This is a genomic window from Arcticibacterium sp. GJ41-1 (assembly GCF_055808875.1).
The window spans coordinates 1,897,710-1,917,353 of sequence record NZ_CM147888.1 but is presented as its reverse complement, the minus strand read 5'-3'; the positions used below and the strand labels follow the sequence as shown (position 1 = coordinate 1,917,353).

Below are 19,644 nucleotides of genomic sequence, written 5' to 3'. Positions count from 1 at the left end.
AAGCTACCATTATCTTCTTTGCCAAATTTTGCATAGGGAAATAACCTTACTATTTCCCAATACCGTAAAATTCAATAATTAGTTTACCTCAATCTCGTCCACAAAAAGCCAAGCATCTGCACCAGCTCCTATGTGCCCTTCGGGAAGTTTGCCAAAGCTGTCCGCAGTTACTTTAATGTACCTTGCTTTTTTACCATCGAGATTTACTTTTATTCTTTCTACAAATTGAGATAATTCTCCGCCTTTATTAAAAGACTGGCTGCTCAGCGTCTTAAACTTCTTACCTTTTTTAGAAACACTCACTTCTAAAGTACTAGGAAACATTATCCAGCTACCCGGTGAATGGAGGAAGCCAATAGTCAATTCTGACAATTCATTCACAGCAGTTAAATCAATGATAAGGTCTAATTTACCTCCTTCTAAACCTACCCACGTTTGAAGGTTTTTCTCATTTCCTATTTGGCCATCTGTTAGGGCCATTTCTGTATTACCTGTGTACTTGGTTTTCTTGGAGCGGTATTCATAAGACTTTCCGGTAGCTTTATTAATCCTGATATCGGCTTCAAAAGTATTACCATATTTTTGACCATTTTCATTAAACAAACTAGCTTTTACTGTGGTCTGCTTTTTGACAAGAATGCCAGTTTTACCGTCATACTTATTCGACCTCCTATTCGGTTCAGAACCATCCAAAGTATATAAAATACTAGGTGCTGTTTCTATATTATTAAGATTTACCTGCACCTCTCCTTTATTGGTAGTTTTTAAGGCTGCTTTGATATTATAAATAGACTCAGCATAATTCACTTTAAGCTTAGCCAGTTTTCCAAAATGGCTCTTAACTCTATTTTCAAAATCAGAGTATTCCTTATTTTCCGCTGTAGACCAAGCTGTTTCCGCTACCGCCAATACCCTAGGGAAAAGCATATATTCTACTTTTTCAGGTGTCGAAATGTACTCCGTCCATAAGTTAGCCTGCACTCCCAAAATATGCTTTAGTTCTTCAGGAGCTAAAGCCTCCGCTAATGGTTCGTAAGAATATACTTTATCTAAAGGCAAAAATCCTCCTATCGCTAGGGGCTCAGAAACAGGGTCGCCCTGATAATAATCTAAATAGTGAAATGAATTAGGCGACATAATTACGTCATGCTTTTGCTTAGCAGCTTCTATTCCACCCTCAGTTCCTCTCCAACTCATTACTGTAGCGTTTGGCGAAAGTCCACCTTCTAATATCTCATCCCAACCAATCAGTTTTCTACCTTTTGAAGTTAAAAAGCTATCGATTCTAGAGATAAAATAGCTCTGGAGTCCGTGTTCATCTTTGAGACCTTCTTTTCTAATCAAGTCTTGACAAAATTCCGATGCCTTCCAGCTATCTTTTGGGCATTCGTCACCTCCAATATGAATGTATTTTGATGGGAAAAGTGTCATTACTTCTGTCAACACATCTTCCAAAAAAGCAAAGGTCTTTTCAGTAGGACAGTAAACGTCTTTTGCCACACCCCATCTGGTTCTTACTTCATAAGGTCCACCACTACAGCCCAATTCAGGGTAACTAGCCAAGGCAGCCACCGCATGACCCGGCATTTCTATTTCCGGAATTACATTTATATACTTTGATGTGGCGTAAGCCACCACCTCTTTCACTTCTTCCTGTGTGTAAAATCCACCATAAGGCTTTCCGTCTCCTCTGTTCTCGCTATCATGTCCTAACGGACTCTCCTTTCTATAAGCTCCTACTTCTGTTAATTTCGGATATTTCTTTATCTCAATTCGCCACCCTTGGTCCTCGGTCAAATGCCAATGAAATTGATTGAACTTATACATGGCCATTAAGTCAATAAACTTCTTAATAAAACTTACGGGCATCATGTGCCTTCCTACATCCAGCATCAGACCTCTGTAAACAAAACGAGGCTCGTCTTTTATGTTACACACCGGCAGACTTAGTTTAACCAATGCACTATTTCTATCATAAATTTCATCACTAAGAAGCTGCAAAAGTGACTGATAAGCATAAAAGAAACCTTTATTTGAACCGGCCTTTAATATCACCTTACTAGTCGAAATGTTAATTTCGTAAGCCTCTTGTTTAAGCTTATTATCATGTATAAAGGCTATTGAGTTTTCGTTCTTTTTCTGAACAGGAACTCCGAAACCCGAACTTGCTTTTACAGCCTCCTGAAGATTGGCAATTATTTCCATGAGCCCTTTATCAAGAGAATTAACTGAGACAGAGGTATGTTCATCAAAAACAAATCGACCATCTCCTGCGGTATATGAAACCGGTTTTGGAATGATATCTTGAGCAAAGCTCAAACTAGAAAGGAAAATAAAAGTTAGTGTTAAAAACTTATTCATCGAGAAAAACAGATTTGGATAAGAAACAAAAATATCAATTCTTAGCTCTTACAAATCATAATTATTAAAATATTTTAATAATTAAAGTCCTATAAATGTCTTTTAATAGACTAAAATCTTATAAAGCCTAAGACAGATTCATCATTTTCTAATTTTGTAACTTGCCCTTCATTAAACTCAGTGAGTGAATTTTGAACAAAGACAAAGACATAGAAGTATTTTACCCTAAAAGCCAAACAGAATGGCGAGCCTGGTTAGAAGAGAACCATGCATCTCAGCCATCTGTTTGGCTTATTTTTTATAAAAAGAGCTCACCTAAGCCATCTATTTTATGGAGTGACGCTGTAGATGAAGCCCTTTGTTTTGGCTGGATTGACAGTAAAAAACAAACCATTGATAAAGACTCTTATAGGCAGTTTTTCAGTCGCAGAAAAGCAAATAGTACTTGGTCAAAAATCAATAAAGAAAAAGTCAAAACGTTTATAGCCAATGGTCAAATAACATCCGCAGGCTTAAAGAGCATTGCTATTGCCAAGGAAAACGGTTCTTGGTCAATCTTAGATTCTGTAGAAGCCCTAATAGTCCCAGATGATTTAGAACAAGAATTCAGTAAACATGCTGGGGCAAAGGAATACTACCAAAGCTTAAATAAATCTCATAAGAAACAGGTTTTATACTGGATAGTGGCACCCAAACGGGAAGAAACTAGAATGAAAAGAATCTCGGAAATAGCCCACCTTGCAGGTCAAAACAAAAGACCTAAACATATTATCTAAGCACTAAATGATTCCGTAATCTCCAAAATCCACTTTTCTACTACACTTGCCTCTACCCTATCTGCCTGTCCGAAGAAAAAATGCTTCTTAATCTCCAAACCTGAATAAGTAAAAATTCCAGTATCGGAGGTTAATTTAAGAGCAACGTCCATTCCTATTTCTTGATATTCCTCTTTTGACTTACCATGCGTATTAAACACATAAAGTGATTTGCCAACCAGTAAACCTTTCTGCACGCCTTTATCATAATGGTAAGCAAAACCATAAGAAAAAACTCGGTCAATATATCCTTTCATGATAGCTGGCATCCCTGTCCACCAAATAGGATAAATCATGATAATAGCATCTGCCCAAGTGATATATTCCTGCTCTTTTTTAACATCCTGAGACACTATTCCTTTCATTTGTCCCACTATATCATCGGCCGACAAAACTGGATTAAATTTTAGCTTATTCAAATCTCTAACTACCACTTCATGCTTCTCATTAGAGAGTTTTTGCTCCACTACAGTCTTCAAATGATGATTTAAACTATTCTCTAGCGGATGGGCATAAATTATAAGGTATTTCATGTTCTTGAATTTTGATTAATTGATGGTTCAAAATTCTAAAGAAGTCAGTCCGTATAATTGTAAGAAAACGAAGCTTTAGTCTACCTGACAGATATCTTGTTGAAATTTCAAATATTGACTCGGTGTCAATTTGATGAAGTGTTTAAAATCATGGATTAATTGGCTTTGGTCATAAAATCCACATGCTAGTATCACGTCAAACCAAGATTCAAAAGCTCCTGTTTGAATTATTTCAATGGCTTTGCTGAAGCGTTCAAACCTAATTTTCTCTTTAGAAGTAAAACCGTAATACTGTTTATATCTCGTTTGAATAGCTCTTTCCGACTTATTCGTTTTTTGAGCGACAGCTTTTATAGGACTCTCTATTTCTCCAGACTCATGTCCTTTAAAAACATTGTCATTTTCTTTTAAATATGGTTGACAGAAAGATAAAATCACCTCGGTTCTTTCTTTTGAATTCCTATTTTTCAATAAACCATGAAGGTTTTCAAAGCAATTATCATCAACCAACTTCTCTGGGTCAACAGGATTACCCTCCAAAAAGATTAAGGGACCAAAAAATCGGTAAAAAGCATCATCCACAAAATTGACCACAAACATTTCCGCCTTTGGTGAGAGCGTATATTCTATAGATTTCTTAAGAGGACCTATCACCATGCAGTCGGTTATCTCTATCACATTAGCACCTGAAGTGTTTAGCTTAATACTTCCACCAAAACTAAAAACCATGAGCGTTTGAAAACTAGGCATCAATGTGCGTGCAATGCTCTCATCAGTTTTATTATGGGCCATATAGAAATGAGAAAACACGCCATTAAACTCTTCAGGAATACTTACTCTTTCTTCTATTAAAGCCATATTTCAGTTAAAATAAGATATTCAAATTTAAGTAAAAATTCACTACAACTCTTACCAAATTCTGGTTGTTCAAAACATGCTTCTATCAGTTTTAGCCTATCCATTTATCACTTTCAAAAGCAATATTGCTAAAACACTATTTCAATTAATCATTATAAGCCAATCAACTATCTATTTAACATCCCATTATTACTTGGAATACTCTCACGTTTAAAGTGCCATACTTTTCGCAATTCCCTTAACTTTGTGTTTTCTTATTTCAAGATAAATCCTTGCTCAAATGATTCATTTTTTTGGCGGTCAAGCCAATACCGTTTTTGCTGTTCAAACAGAAAGCACTATTTCAGACGAAGACATCAAAAAATTGATTTGGCTTTTTCAAAGTCAAATAGACCATAAACACACCAAAACGAATGATAGCAAGGCTATTCTAACAGCCTCTTTTGTTGGCCCTCGTGCTGCTATGATTACACCATGGAGTACTAATGCCGTAGAAATCACTCAAAACATGGGCATTTCTGGGCTCATTAGAATTGAAGAATTTAAGGAAGTAGAAGGTGATGAGGTGAGTTTTGACCCTATGCTTTCGCAAAAATATAACAGCCTTACTCAAGATATTTACACCATAAATATCAAACCAGAGCCAATAATAGAGATTGAAGACATTAATGCTTACAATCTTTCTGAAGGATTGTCTCTTAATGAAGAAGAAGTTAATTATCTGGTAGAACTTTCTAAAAAACTAGAAAGAAAACTAACAGACTCAGAAGTTTTCGGTTTCTCTCAAGTGAATTCTGAACACTGCCGTCATAAAATTTTCAACGGTACTTTCATTATTGACGGTGAAGAAAAACCATCTTCTCTTTTCAAACTGATTAAGAAAACGTCACAAGAAAACCCTAACGACATAGTTTCTGCTTATAAAGACAATGTAGCTTTTGTAAAAGGGCCTACTGTAACACAGTTTGCTCCAAAGTCTGCTGACAAGCCTGATTTTTACCAAGAAAAAGATTTTGACTCCGTAATATCTTTAAAAGCAGAAACACATAATTTCCCAACCACGGTAGAGCCTTTCAATGGTGCAGCTACGGGTGCAGGTGGAGAAATAAGAGATAGATTGGCAGGTGGACAAGGTTCATTGCCATTGGCAGGAACTGCGGTTTACATGACTTCTTACTCTAGATTAGAAGAAAACAGACCATGGGAAAACGCTATGGACGAAAGACCATGGCTTTATCAAACGCCTATGGATATTTTGATAAAAGCGTCAAATGGAGCATCTGATTTTGGAAATAAATTTGGTCAACCATTGATTTCTGGCTCACTACTTACTTTCGAGCACATGGAGAATTCTCGTAAGCTAGGTTTTGACAAAGTTATCATGATGGCCGGTGGAATAGGCTACGGAAAAGCATCTCAAGCTATAAAAGCTGTTCCTGAGAAAGGAGACAAAGTTGTAATTCTTGGTGGAGAAAACTATAGAATTGGAATGGGTGGTGCTGCTGTATCTTCTGCAGACACTGGAGAAATGGCTTCTGGAATTGAGCTTAACGCTGTACAGCGTTCTAATCCTGAAATGCAAAAAAGAGCAGCCAATGCCATAAGAGGTTTGGTTGAAAGCGAGCATAACCCAATAGTTTCTATTCATGACCACGGTGCGGGTGGACACCTAAACTGCCTATCTGAATTAGTAGAAGAAACTGGCGGTGTGATAGACTTAGATAAATTGCCAGTAGGGGACCCTACCCTATCTGCAAAAGAGATTATCGGAAACGAATCTCAAGAGCGAATGGGCTTAGTAATAGGCGAAAAGGATATTGACACCCTTAAAAAAATAGCCGACAGAGAACGCTCACCAATGTACACCGTAGGTGATGTAACGGGAGAACATCGTTTTACATTCGTTTCTAAAACTACTGGTGCAAAACCAATGGATTTTGCCATAAGTGATATGTTTGGCAGTTCGCCAAAAACTATCATGGATGATAAAACGGTAGTGAGAAACTATGCTGATTTATCTTATTCCAAAGACAAAATTGGTGAATATTTAAATAAATTACTTCAACTAGAAGCTGTAGCATCAAAAGATTGGCTAACCAATAAAGTTGATAGATGTGTGGGTGGTAAAGTGGCCAAACAACAATGTGCTGGACCGTTACAATTACCTTTAAATAATGTGGGCGTAATGGCTCTTGACTTTAAAGGGAAAGAAGGTATTGCCACATCTATAGGTCATTCCCCTGTTTCAGCACTGGTTAATCCAGATGCTGGCTCTAGAAACTCAATTGGCGAAGCATTATCAAATATAGTTTGGGCTCCATTACCTGAAGGACTGAAATCAGTCGCTCTTTCTGCCAACTGGATGTGGGCGTGTAAAAACGAAGGAGAAGACGCTAACCTTTACAAAGCTGTAGAAGCTTGCTCGGAGTTTGCGATTGCTTTAGGAATCAATATCCCTACTGGAAAGGATTCGCTTTCCATGAAGCAGAAATATCCTAATGATGAAGTTATAGCTCCTGGTACCGTAATTATCTCTGCAGGTGCATCTTGCTCGGATATTAAAAAAGTGGTAGAGCCTGTACTTAAAAGAGACGGTGGAAACATTTATTACTTAAACTTATCAAAAGACAGCTTCAAATTAGGAGGAAGTTCTTTTGCTCAAATACTTAATAAAGTAGGTAAAGAGGTACCAAGTATTACAGATGCTGCGTACTTTAAAACAGCCTTCAATACCCTTCAAGACCTCATAAAAGAAGGAAAAATCAAAGCAGGTCATGATATAGGAAGTGGTGGATTAATTACTACTTTGCTTGAAATGTGTTTTGCAGATGTAAATCTTGCAGCTGATTATGACCTAACAGGTTTAGGTGAAGCTGATTTTGTAAAAACCTTGTTCAATGAAAACATTGCGGTTGTTTTCCAAGGAGAAAGCGAAGTTGAAGCTGTTTTTAAAACAAACGGGATTGACATAATCAAAATAGGAAAGCCAAAAGAAGGAAACGAAGTCCTTATCAAAAGTAATGACGACCAAATTAGCCTTAACGTTTCTGACCTTAGAGACACTTGGTTTAAAACCTCATTCCTTTTAGACCAAAAACAAGCATTTAACGGAACTGCAGCAGAAAGATATAAAAACTATAAAAACCAAGCACTCAATTATACTTTCCCATCTCACTTTGACGGTTCTGCTCCTATTATTGACAGTAAAGCTGTACGACCTAAAGCAGCCATTATTAGAGAAAAAGGTAGCAACTCTGAAAGAGAAATGGCAAATGCCATGTTCTTGGCGGGTTTTGACGTGAAAGATGTTCACATGACCGACCTTATTTCTGGACGTGAAACCTTAGAAGACATTCAATTTATAGGAGCCGTTGGTGGTTTTTCTAATTCTGATGTTTTGGGCTCTGCCAAAGGTTGGGCAGGAGCATTTTTATACAATGAAAAAGCAAATACCGCCCTTAAAAACTTCTTCAAAAGAGAAGACACACTTTCTGTAGGAATTTGTAATGGTTGCCAACTTTTGATGGAATTAGAAATGATAAACCCAGACCATGAGATTCATGGTAAGTTGATTCATAATGACTCTCATAAGCATGAAAGCATATTTACATCGGTTACTGTTCAAAAGAACAACTCCGTTATGCTTTCTACTTTAGAAGGTACCACACTTGGTGTTTGGGTTTCTCATGGAGAAGGTAAATTCAATTTACCTTACGGTGAAGAAAAATATAATATTGTAGGAAAATACGGTTATGAAAGCTACCCCGCTAACCCCAATGGCTCTGACTTTAACACAGCCATGATGTGCGACAGCACAGGAAGGCATTTAGTAATGATGCCGCATATTGAGCGTTCTACATTCCCTTGGAACTGGGCACACTATCCAGCAAATCGTGAAGGAGATAAAGTTTCGCCTTGGCTAGAAGGTTTTGTGAATGCTAGAAAATGGGTAGAAGCGAAAAATAAATAATATTGATTTGGTATAGAGGTGATACCTCTATACCAAATTCAAATGCTCTTCTAAAGATGCTATACTTCTATCAATTATCAAATGGTAAAATGGCTCTGGATTATTGTTCATCTGAACATTTTCTAAAGCCTTATAGTATTTTATCCTTGACTCTGGGTCTCCTTTTAAAATAGCAATCGTATACCCATTTTGAAGAAGGATAAAATTCATTATCAAACGAGAAGTACGCCCATTCCCATCCAAGAAAGGATGAATACTCACTAATCTTTCATGCATTTCGGCAGCTAAAATAACAGGATGCATACCTTTTCTCTGCCTATCATAATGAATGAAATAATCTTCCATGAACTTATCTAAAAGAAAAGGCTGCGGAGGCAAAAACTCCGAACCACCTATGGTAACGGGTACACTCCTATATTTTCCTGCATTTTCAGTATCAATACTTTTTAAGACTAAGCGATGCAAATCAAGAAGCGTTCTTTTATCCAAAGGCTCTTTCTCTGTAATTAGCGTTTCTAAAAACTGAATAGCCTCAGAGTGGTTAATAGCCTCCAAATGCTCTTTCATACTTTTCCCACTAATAGTAACCCCTTCTGCCACCACGAGCTGAGTTTCTTGCAGGCTAAGCGTGTTACCTTCTATTCTGTTACTATCATAGGTGTATTTGGTATTAAAATAGCCTAAAAGCTTACTAAGTTGTGTAGAGTTTAATGGTTTAGACTCTGCCCAACTTTCTTTTAAATGGTCTAACCTTTTTAGTTTACCTTTTATATCAGCACTTAGTTCAGGTACTTCTAGGCTGCTAGTACTCTTTAAATATTCTACCCTAGACTCACAAGCCATCATTATCTCCATTGGCTGATGTTCATATTTGACCATGTCAACTATCTTATCAACAATCAGCTCCCTTTTCAAGGTGCTATAAGAGATTTTATAGCCATCTGCCAACCCATATAGGTGCTTTTGAGATGGCAGTCTTTTCCCTGACTCATACTTTGAAAGCAAGGCCTGGTCTATTCCTGTATTAGCTGAAATCTCTTGAATTTTCAATCCCAGCTCTGTTCTACGCTGTTTTAATATTTGATTTACCATCTTGACATTTTTTGTCATGTCAAATTTAGTCATATACCCTTGGAAAAGAAAACAGTCTCGAAAAAAAAGACTATTTTCTCAACGTATCCTTATTACTATTCGGTTACAAACCTAAAACCTACTCCGTGAACATTCTCAATTTTCAATGACTCATCCGGAGCTAACATTTTCCTAAGTCTGGTGATGAATACATCTAAACTCCTACCTAAGAAGTAATCATCTCTACCCCATATTTTGGTCAAAATGTCTTCTCTTTTGATAACGGAATCTCTCCTATCACAAAGGTATTTGAGCACTTCTGCCTCTCTGTGTGTAAGCTTTTTAATACCATCGTCAGAATCCAAAATAAGTTGTGAAAAGCTGAAATTATATTTCCCTATTTTATATTCGTTTTGCTCGTCCTCTATATCAGAGACAGTGCTTCTCTTTAAGAAAACTTTAATTCTGAGCATAAGCTCTTCAATACTAAAAGGCTTCGTGATGTAGTCATCGCCTCCAATTTTAAGTCCTTCTATTTTATCTTCTTGTAAAACCTTTGCTGTCAAGAAAATAATAGGAATTTGCTCGTTTTGTTCTCTTATCTTTTCTGCTAACGAAAAGCCGTCTAGTTCAGGAAGCATGACATCTAAAAGGCAAAGGTCAAATTTCTCTTTTTGGAAGTTCTTTAAGGCCTCTTTTCCATCCGCATAATGCGAAATTTCAAAACCCTCTTCCTCTAAGTTATCTTTGATGACATAGCTTAAATTCTCATCATCTTCTACATACAGTATCTTTGCCATTATTTCTCTTGAGGTATATTAATTCTGAAAACGGTGCCTAAACCATATTCACTTTCCACATTTATTTTCCAATTGTGAGCTTTAACTATTTGCTCCACATAATTTAAACCAAGACCAAAACCCTTCACATTGTGCACATTACCAGTTGGCACTCTGTAAAACTTATTAAATATTTTACCTAAGTATTCCTCTGGTATACCTATTCCCATGTCCCTAACTTCAAGTACCACGCCATTATCATCATTTCTGGTGACCACCGTTATGTCGGCTGGCTTTTTAGAATACTTTATAGCATTCTCTACCAAATTTCTCACAACACTCAAAAGGTGCACTTTATCAGCATAAATTGACGTCTGTACAGCATCTAACTTTAACGTTAAACCATTACCTATTTCTAATTTAACACTCTCTAATACTTCAGATAATAAAAAGTGAAGTTCTTGTAGCTGAATGTTTAACTCCAATTTCCCCTTGCCTACTTTCGCAGTGGTCAAAACTGTTTCAACCTGATTTTTTAATCTTAAATTCTCTTGTTTTATTATTTGAACATACCTCTTCATTCTTTCAGGCTGTTCCATAATTTTATCTTGTGCCAACACATCAGTAGCTACCCTTATAGTAGATATAGGCGTCTGAAACTCATGCGTCATGTTGTTCACAAAATCACGCTGAACCTCACTTAATTTCTTCTGCCTCAAAATCACGAACATCGCATAAACAAAGAAGCCAGTAATAAGTAACGTTATAAAAGATGACAATATCCAAAAATCAAGATTTTGAAACAAAAAGCTGCCTTTTGATGGGAACCTTACACCAAAATAATTTAAAAATTTATCAGTCTTTGGTAATATGGTTGGCTCTATATGGTCTATTTCAAAATTGGCATTAACACTCCCTCCATATCTTATTTCATCGGTATCACAATCATAAATACCATACTCAAAACTAGTATTCACATCATGCCTTTTAAACTCTTGTCTTAGATAATGCTCTAATACCGCCGCATCTAGAGGAGTTCTAAGATTAACTACATAGTAATCATCTTCAAGCCGCTCTACGGGAGCTTCTATCTCTGTCAAATCATAAATTCTCGAAATATTATTTGCAACCTCGTTTAAGGCCTCTACTGCAGATTGTCTAAAACGGTCATTCTCAATATCATAAGCCCGTTTGACCCAAAATATTTGGATCCCAATTATGGCAGCAATAGCTAAGCTACCAGTAATTATGATCAGACGTATAGCGTTACGTGTCAAATGTAGTTTTTTTATGGAAAGTCTTTATTAAGACAAATATAAGATAAAATGGCATAAACTAACTCTAAACTAGCTTTCTACCTTTTTCGGTAAACTAAAATCACCGCTTTTTTGTTAAAGAACAAACATCATCTAAAAAAAGCAATATGTCAACAGCTACAAAATCTGCTCTATTAGTAGGTGCTTCAGGCCTAGTAGGTCAATCACTATTAAAGCTGCTTTTAAAAAGCAACAATTATAACAAAGTCACGATTTTAGTACGACGCAAATTAGATTTAGAGCATCCACTTTTAGAACAAAAAGTTATTGACTTTGACAATATAAACGAACTAGAACTGAAAACCGATCATGTATTTTGCACCTTAGGTACCACTATAAAAACAGCTGGTTCTAAGGAATCTTTCAAACGAGTTGACGAAGATTATCCCTTTCAAATTGCAGAAAATACATTCAAAAATGGGGCAAGCCTATTTGCTATTGTTAGCTCCATGGGTGCAGATAAAAACTCTAGCTTCTTTTACAATCAAGTGAAAGGACAAATAGAAGAAAAATTAGAAAACATTGGTTTCCCTCACTTGGGTATTTTCAGACCATCAATGTTATTAGGAGATAGAGGCGAAACTAGAATTGGAGAAAAAATAGGCAAGATTTTCATGAAAGGTTTTGACTTCCTTATTCCTAAGAAATATAAAGCTATTCATGTCGACAAAGTAGCTCTGGCAATGCTTGAATACGCAAAAAGACCCAGTAAGGGTCTTTCTATAATTGAATCTGACAAAATGTTCTAGCTATTCCCATTTTAACTCAGATCCTCCAAAAGCATCTGAATCTATCTCTTTATCATTTTTAACTGCTTCCGCCACAGGAGCTATCTCCACAGCTTTTTCAGTTTCATCTTTATTATCAAATTGCTCAAAATCAAAATCGGGCAACAGTTCCGTTTTGATGTGGTCTACTGTTTCTTGAAGAGCATCAACAAACTTGTTAAAGTCCTCCTTATAAATAAACATTTTACTTTTCTCGTAGAAAAAGTCTCCGTCTCTCTGCTGCCTTCTACTTTCAGTTACCGTTAAGTAATAATCATTTGCTCTGGTTGCTCTTACATCAAAAAAATAGGTGCGTTTCCCTGCACGTACTCGCTTTGAGTATATCATTTCTCTCTCTTCGTTTTGCACTTTACAAATAGGGTTTTAAGGTTAAAATAGAAGTCAAAAATACTTTTTTATTCGATATAGCCAAAAAAATCAACGACAAGATTAGATTCAGTAACATCACACAAAACTCATAATCGGAGTTTTCATAGCCTTTATAGAATCTATTACTTATTTTCAATAATCATTTTAACAAATATTAGCATCGATAATTAACCACCGCTCGCAATTTATTTAACTTTGCATTTGGATCAATGCCCAGTAATGTGAAAATCATCTCATTCATTTTCATACTTAGCTTGTTTTACTCTGGAGAGCCAGCGGTAAAAAACTATGAACCTTTTCTGGGAACAGAATTTAAAGGTCAAGCCTCTTTTTATGGTCCTAAGTTCCATGGAAAAACCACAGCCAATGGTGAAAAAATGGACCAAAATGCATTTACCTGTGCTCATAAAAATCTACCTTTCGGCACGATGTTAGAAGTTAGAAATCCTGAAAACGGCACCCAAGTGGTGGTAAGAGTAAATGACCGTGGCCCTTTTGTTAAAGGGAGAGTTTTAGATGTTTCAGCTGGAGCAGCAAAAGCTTTAAAAATGAGAGACAGTGGCGTTATTGATATAGAGGCTACGATAGTAGGGCAAAACGGCAAAGTATACATAAAATCTACAAGTCCATTTTCAAGAATTTTAAATTCGGAAGTAATGGAAGAAGTTGCCGACTGGCTCAAATAATATTATGGAGAAACTAGATTTAGGAAAAGTAAGAGAATATGGTAATCTGGAGCTCTTAGCCAGACAAATGGTGGAAGGTTTTATTACCGGTTTACATAAATCTCCGTTTCATGGTTTCTCTGTGGAATTTGCCGAACATAGACTCTATAATGCAGGCGAAAGCACAAAACACATTGACTGGAAGGTTTTCGGAAAAACCGATAGGCTTTTTGTAAAAAGATATGAAGAAGAAACGAACTTAAGATGTCATCTTTTGATTGACAGTTCTTCCTCCATGTATTACCCTGCAAAAAATAATGGGAAGCTAACTTTCAGCTGTTTGGCGGCAGCCACACTCGCTAACCTTATGAAAAAGCAGCGTGACGCTGTGAGCCTAACGGCATTTTCTGATAAAATTGAGGTGCAAACCGCAGTAAAGTCAACGGGTGGGCATATTCATCAAATATATCTGGAGTTAGAAAAACTCATGACGCAGCAGCAGACTAACAAAACCTCTGCAGTAGCTGAAACCTTACATTTAATAGCCGACTCTATTCATAAACGCTCTCTGGTAGTTATCTTCAGTGACATGTTTGAAAAAATGGATGATTTAACCGCTATTTTTTCTGCTTTGCAGCATCTCAAGCATAATAAGCATGAAGTGCTAATTTTCCATGTGACAGAACACAGCACTGAGCGTGACTTTGATTTTGACGAGCGTCCTTATGAGTTTATTGATGTAGAAACAGGCGAAAAAGTAAGAGCCCAACCTTCTCAAGTAAAAGACCAATACCAAACTGCCGTTCAAAGCTTTTACAAAGACTTAAGATTAAAATGTGGTCAATATAAAATTGACTTCGTAGAAGCAGATATCAACCAAGGTTTTGACCAGGTTATGGCTGCTTTTTTGACCCGAAGGGCTAAAATGAAATAAGTAACTCTATTTCAAATAAGATTCTAACTCCTCTTTTTGAGTCAGATGATGCCTAAAATGAAACTCCGTATTTAATAACCACTCTTTGGCGTTAAGCATACCAAAATAAAAGTGATTTGTTCTATACTCTCCTGTGTCATTTTCTACAGCTTCAATAATAGCCAATAGTGCTTCCTGTAACTTTTCAAAACCCTCTTTATACTTAGCAATACTTTGCCCAGTTATTACAGGATTCATCTCAGTATCTGGTCTTTTAAATTTCTGGTTTAAAGGAAAACCATTGTTTTTCAAAACAGCATAACCTGATTTGCTAGGTGTTCCACCTAATTGTCCTTTACGATGCTCTAAGCACCTATTAATATTGGCCAAGAAAAACACAAAACCAGTCACTTGAAGATGTTCATACATTTGAGCCAATGACCAAATATCAGGCGATTGCTTAAACGCAAATTGCTCGTCAGAGTACGACTCCAAACTTTCTAAATATGGCTTAAAACTTTCAATTAATTCGTCTTTCATAATGACTTAATGTCTAATAAAAATAGGGTCGCTTTCCTTATTCCATCTATTGACGGCAGTTATCATATAAATATAAGGTGTATTTGTGCGTCTTGTCTTGTCTATATATTCGCTACTTAAAGTAATTGCCAAAATATGTTCGGGGTCTCCAGCATTCAACTCCTCCCCTTCCCTAAATCTATAAATTACGTTTTTAAATCCTGTTGGAGTTTCATTTGCCCAGGTCAATTTTACGCCCTCCTTTATATTAGTCAGCAATAATCTTTTGGGTGTTTGAACTATCCCTTTAACTACACCATTAACTTCAGGTACTAATGCAGGGTGTTTATATCGAGTGGCTATAGAATCTGCCAAACCAAGATTATTCTTAATAAAAGTATTAGTGTTATAAAATATACTCCCATCTACACCTGAGCTATACCTATTATAATCAAGCTGACGTGGAATTTGATTTGGGTCTTTCCAGGCTCTCGTGCTTGAGTTTTCCTCTACTCTATAAACCCCATGACCAATATATAATTTGGCTTTGCCGTGGTTTTTAGTCCACCAATCCGTCAGGGTACCGTAAGGAACTAAATTATGTTCAAAAGGAAAATAGATTTGCGGAGCTATATAATCAATCCAACCCTCCATGGCCCATTTTCTAGTGTCGGCAAATAGTAAATCATACGACGGCTGCCCACCCTTAGTTTCTGAACCCAAAGGGTCATCTGACTTGTTCCGCCACACACCAAAAGGACTTATACCAAAGCTAACCCAACTCTTTTCACGCTTGATAGCATCCGAAATACCTTTGATAATTAAGTCAATATTGTTTCTTCGCCAATCCTCTATATTTCTAAAACCATTAGGATACTTCGCAAAAGCGGCATGGTCTTCCAACTCTAAACCAGTGACTTTATAAGGGTAAAAATAATCGTCAAAGTGAATGCCGTCCACATCATATTCTCTCACAATATTCATTACCACATCAATGATATATGACCGCACCTCCGGCAAACCAAAATTGTAAAGTTGGTAATCACCATACCCTATAAACCACTCTGGCTTGGTATAAATCAAATGATTATTCATTACAGAGCCTGCTAAACGATGCTTCCCTCTATTAAGATTTAACCATGCATGAAATTCCAAACCCTCTTGATGAGCTTCCTCAATCATAAACTCCAATGGGTCATAAAATGGTTGAGGACCTTTTCCTTGCTCACCCATCAGCCACTCAGACCATGGCTCTTTACTTTTGGCATAAAATGCATCTGAAGCTGCCCTAACTTGCACTAGCAAAGCATTGATACCTCTGCGTTTATGATGTTTTACAATATCCTTAAACTCTTTTTTCTGAACCTCTGAGCTTAATCCTTTCTGGCTCGGCCAGTCAATATTAGCAATAGTGGCTACCCAAGCACCTCTAAACTCTCTTTTAGGAATGCTCGTTTTGATATTGACAGCCTTAAACTCAGGAACTTCCACTTCATTTTGAAATGATTCCAGGGGCTTTTTAGAGCAAGAATAAAATAAAACGATGAGTAATGTAGCCGAAGCAAGCAGTTTTGGCATTAAATGCACTATTTATTTCGGCTTAAAAATACCACAAAAAGTATGATTAAAGTATTTTTTGCTACATTTGCTTCGTTAACATAAGAGAGAATACTCTCTACAAAGTTTTATCGTTTTGAACAAACGAAAATTTCCCAACAGTAAAGTATGAAAGAATACGGAAGCAATATCCAGAAGCTGGTGGAGCATGTAATTTCTGTACCAGACAAGGACAAACGCACCAAACACGCACATATACTAATAGAACTTATGCGTCAGATTCATCCTCAAATGAGAGATGGAAATGACTATTCAAAAAAACTATGGGATGACCTCTATATCATGGCAAATTTTGACCTTGATGTGGACAGTCCTTTCCCACCTCCTCCAAAAGAAATTTTAGGTAAAAGACCTCCTAAAATGCCATACAGGCAGAGCAATCTTAAGCACAAATATTACGGAAGAAATATTGAGCTTTTAGTGCTTAAAGCAGTAGCTACTGAGTCTTTTGACGAGCGTAAGGCATTTGTTTCTTACTTAGTTAAGCTGATGCAAAACTCTTTCTTAGCATGGAATAAAGACAATATTCAGACAGAAACTGTTTTACAGCAAATTCTTCAAATGTCTGAATTTAAGCTTCAGACAGAAATAGATGCCATAAGAAAAGACGGCTTAGTTCCTGATGCCAATCCTAAAGATGGAAACAGAGTTCCGAACCGATTTAATAATGCCCAAACTTTCCGTAAAAATCAAAGTAGCGGAAATACCAACGGTGGCAAAAGATATAAAAACAATAAAAATAAGGGCGGTAAATTCAAACAACGCCGTAGGTACTAATCGCTAACTAATTTTTCCTAATCAATGTCTTCATTTAAAATAACAGGTGGCAAAAAACTTCAAGGAGAACTAACACCACAAGGAGCTAAAAACGAAGCTCTTCAAATTCTTTGTGCCGTAATTCTTACCAAAGAAGTGGTAGAAATTCATAACATTCCTAACATTAGGGATGTAAATAAACTCATGGAACTCTTAGAAGACATGGGTGTAAAACGTACTAAACTAGGAGAAGGCTCATATAGATTTGAAGCATCTGAGGTTAACTTTGATTACTTCGAAACTGACGCATATAAAGAAAAGGCTTCTTCTTTAAGAGGCTCCATCATGCTTTTAGGACCTATGCTAGCTCGTTTTTCTAAAGGAAAAGCACCAAGACCAGGTGGAGACAAAATAGGTAGAAGACCTCTTGATACGCACTTTGTAGGTTTTCAGAAACTGGGAGCCACTTTTACTTACGAAGCCGATGACGCTTTCTACACCGTAGAAGGTGAAAACATGGAAGGTGGCTACGTATGGATGGATGAAATATCTGTTACCGGTACTGCCAACGTGGTAATGGCGGCTGTTATGACCAAAGGAATCACTACTGTATATAATGCTGCATGTGAGCCTTACTTACAGCAGTTATGCAAAATGCTTAACCGCATGGGTGCCAAAATAACGGGCGTAGGTTCAAATCTACTTACCATAGAAGGTGTAGAAGAAATGGGTGGCTGTGAGCATACTATGCTTCCTGATATGATTGAGATTGGTAGTTTCATTGGCCTAGCGGCAATGACAAAATCAGAAATCACCATCAAAAACTGTCAAATCAAAGAATTAGGAATTATCCCAGCTACTTTCAAAAAGCTTGGAATTGAAATGGAATTTAGAGGAGACGATATTTATATCCCTGCTCAAGAAAATTATGAAATCAGCACTTTGATTGACGGCTCTATATTAACTATTTATGATGCTCCGTGGCCAGGATTTACGCCTGACTTAATATCTATCATTTTGGTTACTGCTATACAGTCAAAAGGAACACTTTTAGTACATCAAAAAATGTTTGAAAGCCGTCTATTCTTCGTAGATAAGCTGATTGACATGGGTGGCCAAATCATACTTTGTGACCCACACAGAGCTACTGTAGTAGGACTAAACCGTGCTCACAATTTGAGAGGAATCAGAATGACATCTCCTGATATTAGAGCTGGTGTGGCACTTTTAATAGCTGCACTTTCTGCTGACGGAACCAGTATTATTGACAACATTGAGCAGATTGACCGTGGCTATCAAAATATTGACGAGCGTCTTAATGCTATCGGAGCTGAAATAGTTCGAGTATAAAGTATTTCAGAAAATATACCCTAAAGGAGCGTGCTACCACGCTCCTTTTTTTATGGCTAGACTTTCAAATTGATTTGTCTTACATTTATAAGTTCAACCCTTATCAAATGAAAAAGACATTTACGCTACTCCTATTTATACTTTCTATAAACTGTTTCTCACAGGAAAATTGGAAGCTTAACTTCCCTAAGCTCGAAGAAAAAGCTTCAGAAATACCAAACAAAAGTAAAGTCTGGGTATTCATCATGGCTGGTCAGTCAAATATGGCAGGAAGAGGTTTTGTAGAACCCCATGACACCTTAAGTCATGAAAGAATACTTTCTATTAATTCCAAAAGTGAAATTATCTTAGCCAAAGAACCACTTCACTGGTACGAGCCTAATTTGACAGGACTTGACTGTGGAATGTCCTTCGCCAAAAACTTACTGCCTAACATCCCAAAAGATGTTACTGTATTGATGATTCCTGTGGCTATTGGCGGTAGCTCTACAAGCCAATGGCTCGGAGACTCCACTTATAGAGGGGTTCAACTACTTACTAATTTCAAAGAAAAAGTAGCTCTCGCAAAAAACTACGGAAACATTAAAGGCATCATTTGGCATCAAGGCGAAAGTGATGCTAATGCTAAATACCTACCTGATTATGGCAGCAGAATTGAAAATCTTTTCAAACAATTCAGAAAGGAAATTGGCAATAAAAAACTGCCGATTATTATGGGCGAAATAGGTGGCTACTCTAAATCAAACGAAAATTGGCAAAAGATAAATTCTAAAATTCATACCTACACCGCCACAGACAAATACACCGATTTTATTAACACCCAAGACCTTAAACATAAAGGCGATTTCGTTCATTTTAATGCAGAAGGACAGCGTGAAATAGGTAAAAGGTTTGCCGAGAAATATCTAATGATGGCTCAATAAGTCTCTCTCAATTTATTTGAACTTACTTAAACCCTAAAAGG

The 19,644-nt window shown here is 36.8% G+C and carries 17 protein-coding genes; 8 read left to right on the top strand and 9 right to left on the bottom strand.

Annotated features, from left to right (window positions below; all coding sequences use genetic code 11):
- Positions 1-78: 78 nt before the first annotated feature.
- A complete protein-coding gene (locus tag AC0L6O_RS07750; protein ID WP_473307590.1) occupies positions 79-2,361 on the bottom strand; it encodes a family 20 glycosylhydrolase in 2,283 nt (760 codons plus the stop codon).
- Positions 2,362-2,552: 191 nt separating this feature from the next.
- Between AC0L6O_RS07750 and AC0L6O_RS07745 the strand changes: the two genes are divergently transcribed.
- Positions 2,553-3,137, top strand: coding sequence for a YdeI/OmpD-associated family protein (locus AC0L6O_RS07745; RefSeq protein ID WP_473307588.1), 585 nt, complete (start codon positions 2,553-2,555; stop codon positions 3,135-3,137).
- Here the strand turns inward: AC0L6O_RS07745 and AC0L6O_RS07740 are convergent.
- On the bottom strand, positions 3,134-3,709 hold the full coding sequence (locus tag AC0L6O_RS07740) for an NAD(P)H-dependent oxidoreductase (RefSeq protein ID WP_473307587.1): 576 nt from the start codon (positions 3,707-3,709) through the stop codon (positions 3,134-3,136). The two genes, AC0L6O_RS07745 and AC0L6O_RS07740, sit on opposite strands and share 4 nt — an antisense overlap.
- Before the next feature lie 75 nt (positions 3,710-3,784).
- Positions 3,785-4,567: a helix-turn-helix domain-containing protein gene (locus tag AC0L6O_RS07735; protein ID WP_473307585.1), complete on the bottom strand. Its 783-nt coding sequence runs from the start codon at positions 4,565-4,567 to the stop codon at positions 3,785-3,787.
- Between the two features lie 280 nt (positions 4,568-4,847).
- On the opposite strand from AC0L6O_RS07735, the gene purL reads away from it, so the two are divergent.
- Positions 4,848-8,537 (top strand): phosphoribosylformylglycinamidine synthase, encoded by a 3,690-nt coding sequence (purL, locus tag AC0L6O_RS07730; RefSeq protein WP_473307583.1) that lies wholly within the window; start codon positions 4,848-4,850, stop codon positions 8,535-8,537.
- A gap of 27 nt (positions 8,538-8,564) precedes the next feature.
- Here purL and AC0L6O_RS07725 read toward each other — a convergent pair whose 3' ends face one another.
- The 3 genes from AC0L6O_RS07725 to AC0L6O_RS07715 form a co-directional block, all read right to left on the bottom strand.
- Positions 8,565-9,629, bottom strand: coding sequence for a Fic family protein (locus AC0L6O_RS07725; RefSeq protein ID WP_473307581.1), 1,065 nt, complete (start codon positions 9,627-9,629; stop codon positions 8,565-8,567).
- 95 nt (positions 9,630-9,724) lie between these two features.
- Entirely contained in the window at positions 9,725-10,408 is a 684-nt protein-coding gene (locus AC0L6O_RS07720; protein ID WP_473307579.1) for a response regulator transcription factor, read from the bottom strand.
- Positions 10,408-11,664: a sensor histidine kinase gene (locus AC0L6O_RS07715; protein WP_473307577.1), complete on the bottom strand. Its 1,257-nt coding sequence runs from the start codon at positions 11,662-11,664 to the stop codon at positions 10,408-10,410. Before AC0L6O_RS07715 ends, AC0L6O_RS07720 begins: the two co-directional genes overlap by 1 nt.
- Before the next feature lie 146 nt (positions 11,665-11,810).
- On the opposite strand from AC0L6O_RS07715, the gene AC0L6O_RS07710 reads away from it, so the two are divergent.
- A complete protein-coding gene (locus AC0L6O_RS07710; RefSeq protein WP_473307575.1) occupies positions 11,811-12,452 on the top strand; it encodes an oxidoreductase in 642 nt (213 codons plus the stop codon).
- Here AC0L6O_RS07710 and AC0L6O_RS07705 read toward each other — a convergent pair whose 3' ends face one another.
- Positions 12,453-12,818 carry a DUF3276 family protein gene (locus AC0L6O_RS07705; RefSeq protein WP_473307574.1) on the bottom strand — a complete coding sequence of 122 codons (366 nt, stop codon included), beginning with the start codon at positions 12,816-12,818 and terminating at the stop codon, positions 12,453-12,455.
- 251 nt (positions 12,819-13,069) lie between these two features.
- On the opposite strand from AC0L6O_RS07705, the gene AC0L6O_RS07700 reads away from it, so the two are divergent.
- Positions 13,070-13,546: a septal ring lytic transglycosylase RlpA family protein gene (locus AC0L6O_RS07700; protein WP_473307572.1), complete on the top strand. Its 477-nt coding sequence runs from the start codon at positions 13,070-13,072 to the stop codon at positions 13,544-13,546.
- Between the two features lie 4 nt (positions 13,547-13,550).
- The gene (locus AC0L6O_RS07695; protein ID WP_473307570.1) at positions 13,551-14,459 is read left to right on the top strand and encodes a DUF58 domain-containing protein; all 909 of its coding nucleotides are present in this window, start codon (positions 13,551-13,553) and stop codon (positions 14,457-14,459) included.
- A gap of 6 nt (positions 14,460-14,465) precedes the next feature.
- On the opposite strand, the gene AC0L6O_RS07690 is transcribed toward AC0L6O_RS07695, so the two are convergent.
- Together AC0L6O_RS07690 and AC0L6O_RS07685 are read right to left on the bottom strand one after the other, a co-directional pair.
- Positions 14,466-14,978, bottom strand: a complete 513-nt coding sequence (locus AC0L6O_RS07690; RefSeq protein ID WP_473307569.1) for a DinB family protein — start codon at positions 14,976-14,978, stop codon at positions 14,466-14,468.
- Between the two features lie 6 nt (positions 14,979-14,984).
- Entirely contained in the window at positions 14,985-16,535 is a 1,551-nt protein-coding gene (locus AC0L6O_RS07685) for a glycoside hydrolase family 10-like protein (RefSeq protein ID WP_473307568.1), read from the bottom strand.
- A 147-nt stretch (positions 16,536-16,682) separates the two neighbouring features.
- On the opposite strand from AC0L6O_RS07685, the gene AC0L6O_RS07680 reads away from it, so the two are divergent.
- The 3 genes from AC0L6O_RS07680 to AC0L6O_RS07670 all read left to right on the top strand — a co-directional run bounded on the left by AC0L6O_RS07680 (position 16,683) and on the right by AC0L6O_RS07670 (position 19,603).
- Positions 16,683-17,351, top strand: coding sequence for a DUF4290 domain-containing protein (locus AC0L6O_RS07680; RefSeq protein WP_473307567.1), 669 nt, complete (start codon positions 16,683-16,685; stop codon positions 17,349-17,351).
- 24 nt (positions 17,352-17,375) lie between these two features.
- Complete coding sequence (gene murA / locus AC0L6O_RS07675; protein ID WP_473307565.1) at positions 17,376-18,680, top strand: UDP-N-acetylglucosamine 1-carboxyvinyltransferase; 1,305 nt, start codon at positions 17,376-17,378, stop codon at positions 18,678-18,680.
- A 107-nt stretch (positions 18,681-18,787) separates the two neighbouring features.
- A complete protein-coding gene (locus AC0L6O_RS07670) occupies positions 18,788-19,603 on the top strand; it encodes a sialate O-acetylesterase (protein WP_473307563.1) in 816 nt (271 codons plus the stop codon).
- Positions 19,604-19,644: the final 41 nt, after the last annotated feature.

Excerpts from the sequence above, each read along its gene's own strand:
- AC0L6O_RS07750 (WP_473307590.1), bottom strand. The coding sequence starts at position 2,361 with ATGAATAAGTTTTTAACACTAACTTTTATTTTCCTTTCTAGTTTGAGC.
- AC0L6O_RS07740 (WP_473307587.1), bottom strand. The coding sequence starts at position 3,709 with ATGAAATACCTTATAATTTATGCCCATCCGCTAGAGAATAGTTTAAAT.
- AC0L6O_RS07735 (WP_473307585.1), bottom strand. The coding sequence starts at position 4,567 with ATGGCTTTAATAGAAGAAAGAGTAAGTATTCCTGAAGAGTTTAATGGC.
- purL (WP_473307583.1), top strand. The coding sequence starts at position 4,848 with ATGATTCATTTTTTTGGCGGTCAAGCCAATACCGTTTTTGCTGTTCAA.
- AC0L6O_RS07725 (WP_473307581.1), bottom strand. The coding sequence starts at position 9,629 with ATGGTAAATCAAATATTAAAACAGCGTAGAACAGAGCTGGGATTGAAA.
- AC0L6O_RS07720 (WP_473307579.1), bottom strand. The coding sequence starts at position 10,408 with ATGGCAAAGATACTGTATGTAGAAGATGATGAGAATTTAAGCTATGTC.
- AC0L6O_RS07710 (WP_473307575.1), top strand. The coding sequence starts at position 11,811 with ATGTCAACAGCTACAAAATCTGCTCTATTAGTAGGTGCTTCAGGCCTA.
- AC0L6O_RS07705 (WP_473307574.1), bottom strand. The coding sequence starts at position 12,818 with ATGATATACTCAAAGCGAGTACGTGCAGGGAAACGCACCTATTTTTTT.
- AC0L6O_RS07700 (WP_473307572.1), top strand. The coding sequence starts at position 13,070 with ATGCCCAGTAATGTGAAAATCATCTCATTCATTTTCATACTTAGCTTG.
- AC0L6O_RS07695 (WP_473307570.1), top strand. The coding sequence starts at position 13,551 with ATGGAGAAACTAGATTTAGGAAAAGTAAGAGAATATGGTAATCTGGAG.
- AC0L6O_RS07690 (WP_473307569.1), bottom strand. The coding sequence starts at position 14,978 with ATGAAAGACGAATTAATTGAAAGTTTTAAGCCATATTTAGAAAGTTTG.
- AC0L6O_RS07685 (WP_473307568.1), bottom strand. The coding sequence starts at position 16,535 with ATGCCAAAACTGCTTGCTTCGGCTACATTACTCATCGTTTTATTTTAT.
- AC0L6O_RS07680 (WP_473307567.1), top strand. The coding sequence starts at position 16,683 with ATGAAAGAATACGGAAGCAATATCCAGAAGCTGGTGGAGCATGTAATT.
- murA (WP_473307565.1), top strand. The coding sequence starts at position 17,376 with ATGTCTTCATTTAAAATAACAGGTGGCAAAAAACTTCAAGGAGAACTA.
- AC0L6O_RS07670 (WP_473307563.1), top strand. The coding sequence starts at position 18,788 with ATGAAAAAGACATTTACGCTACTCCTATTTATACTTTCTATAAACTGT.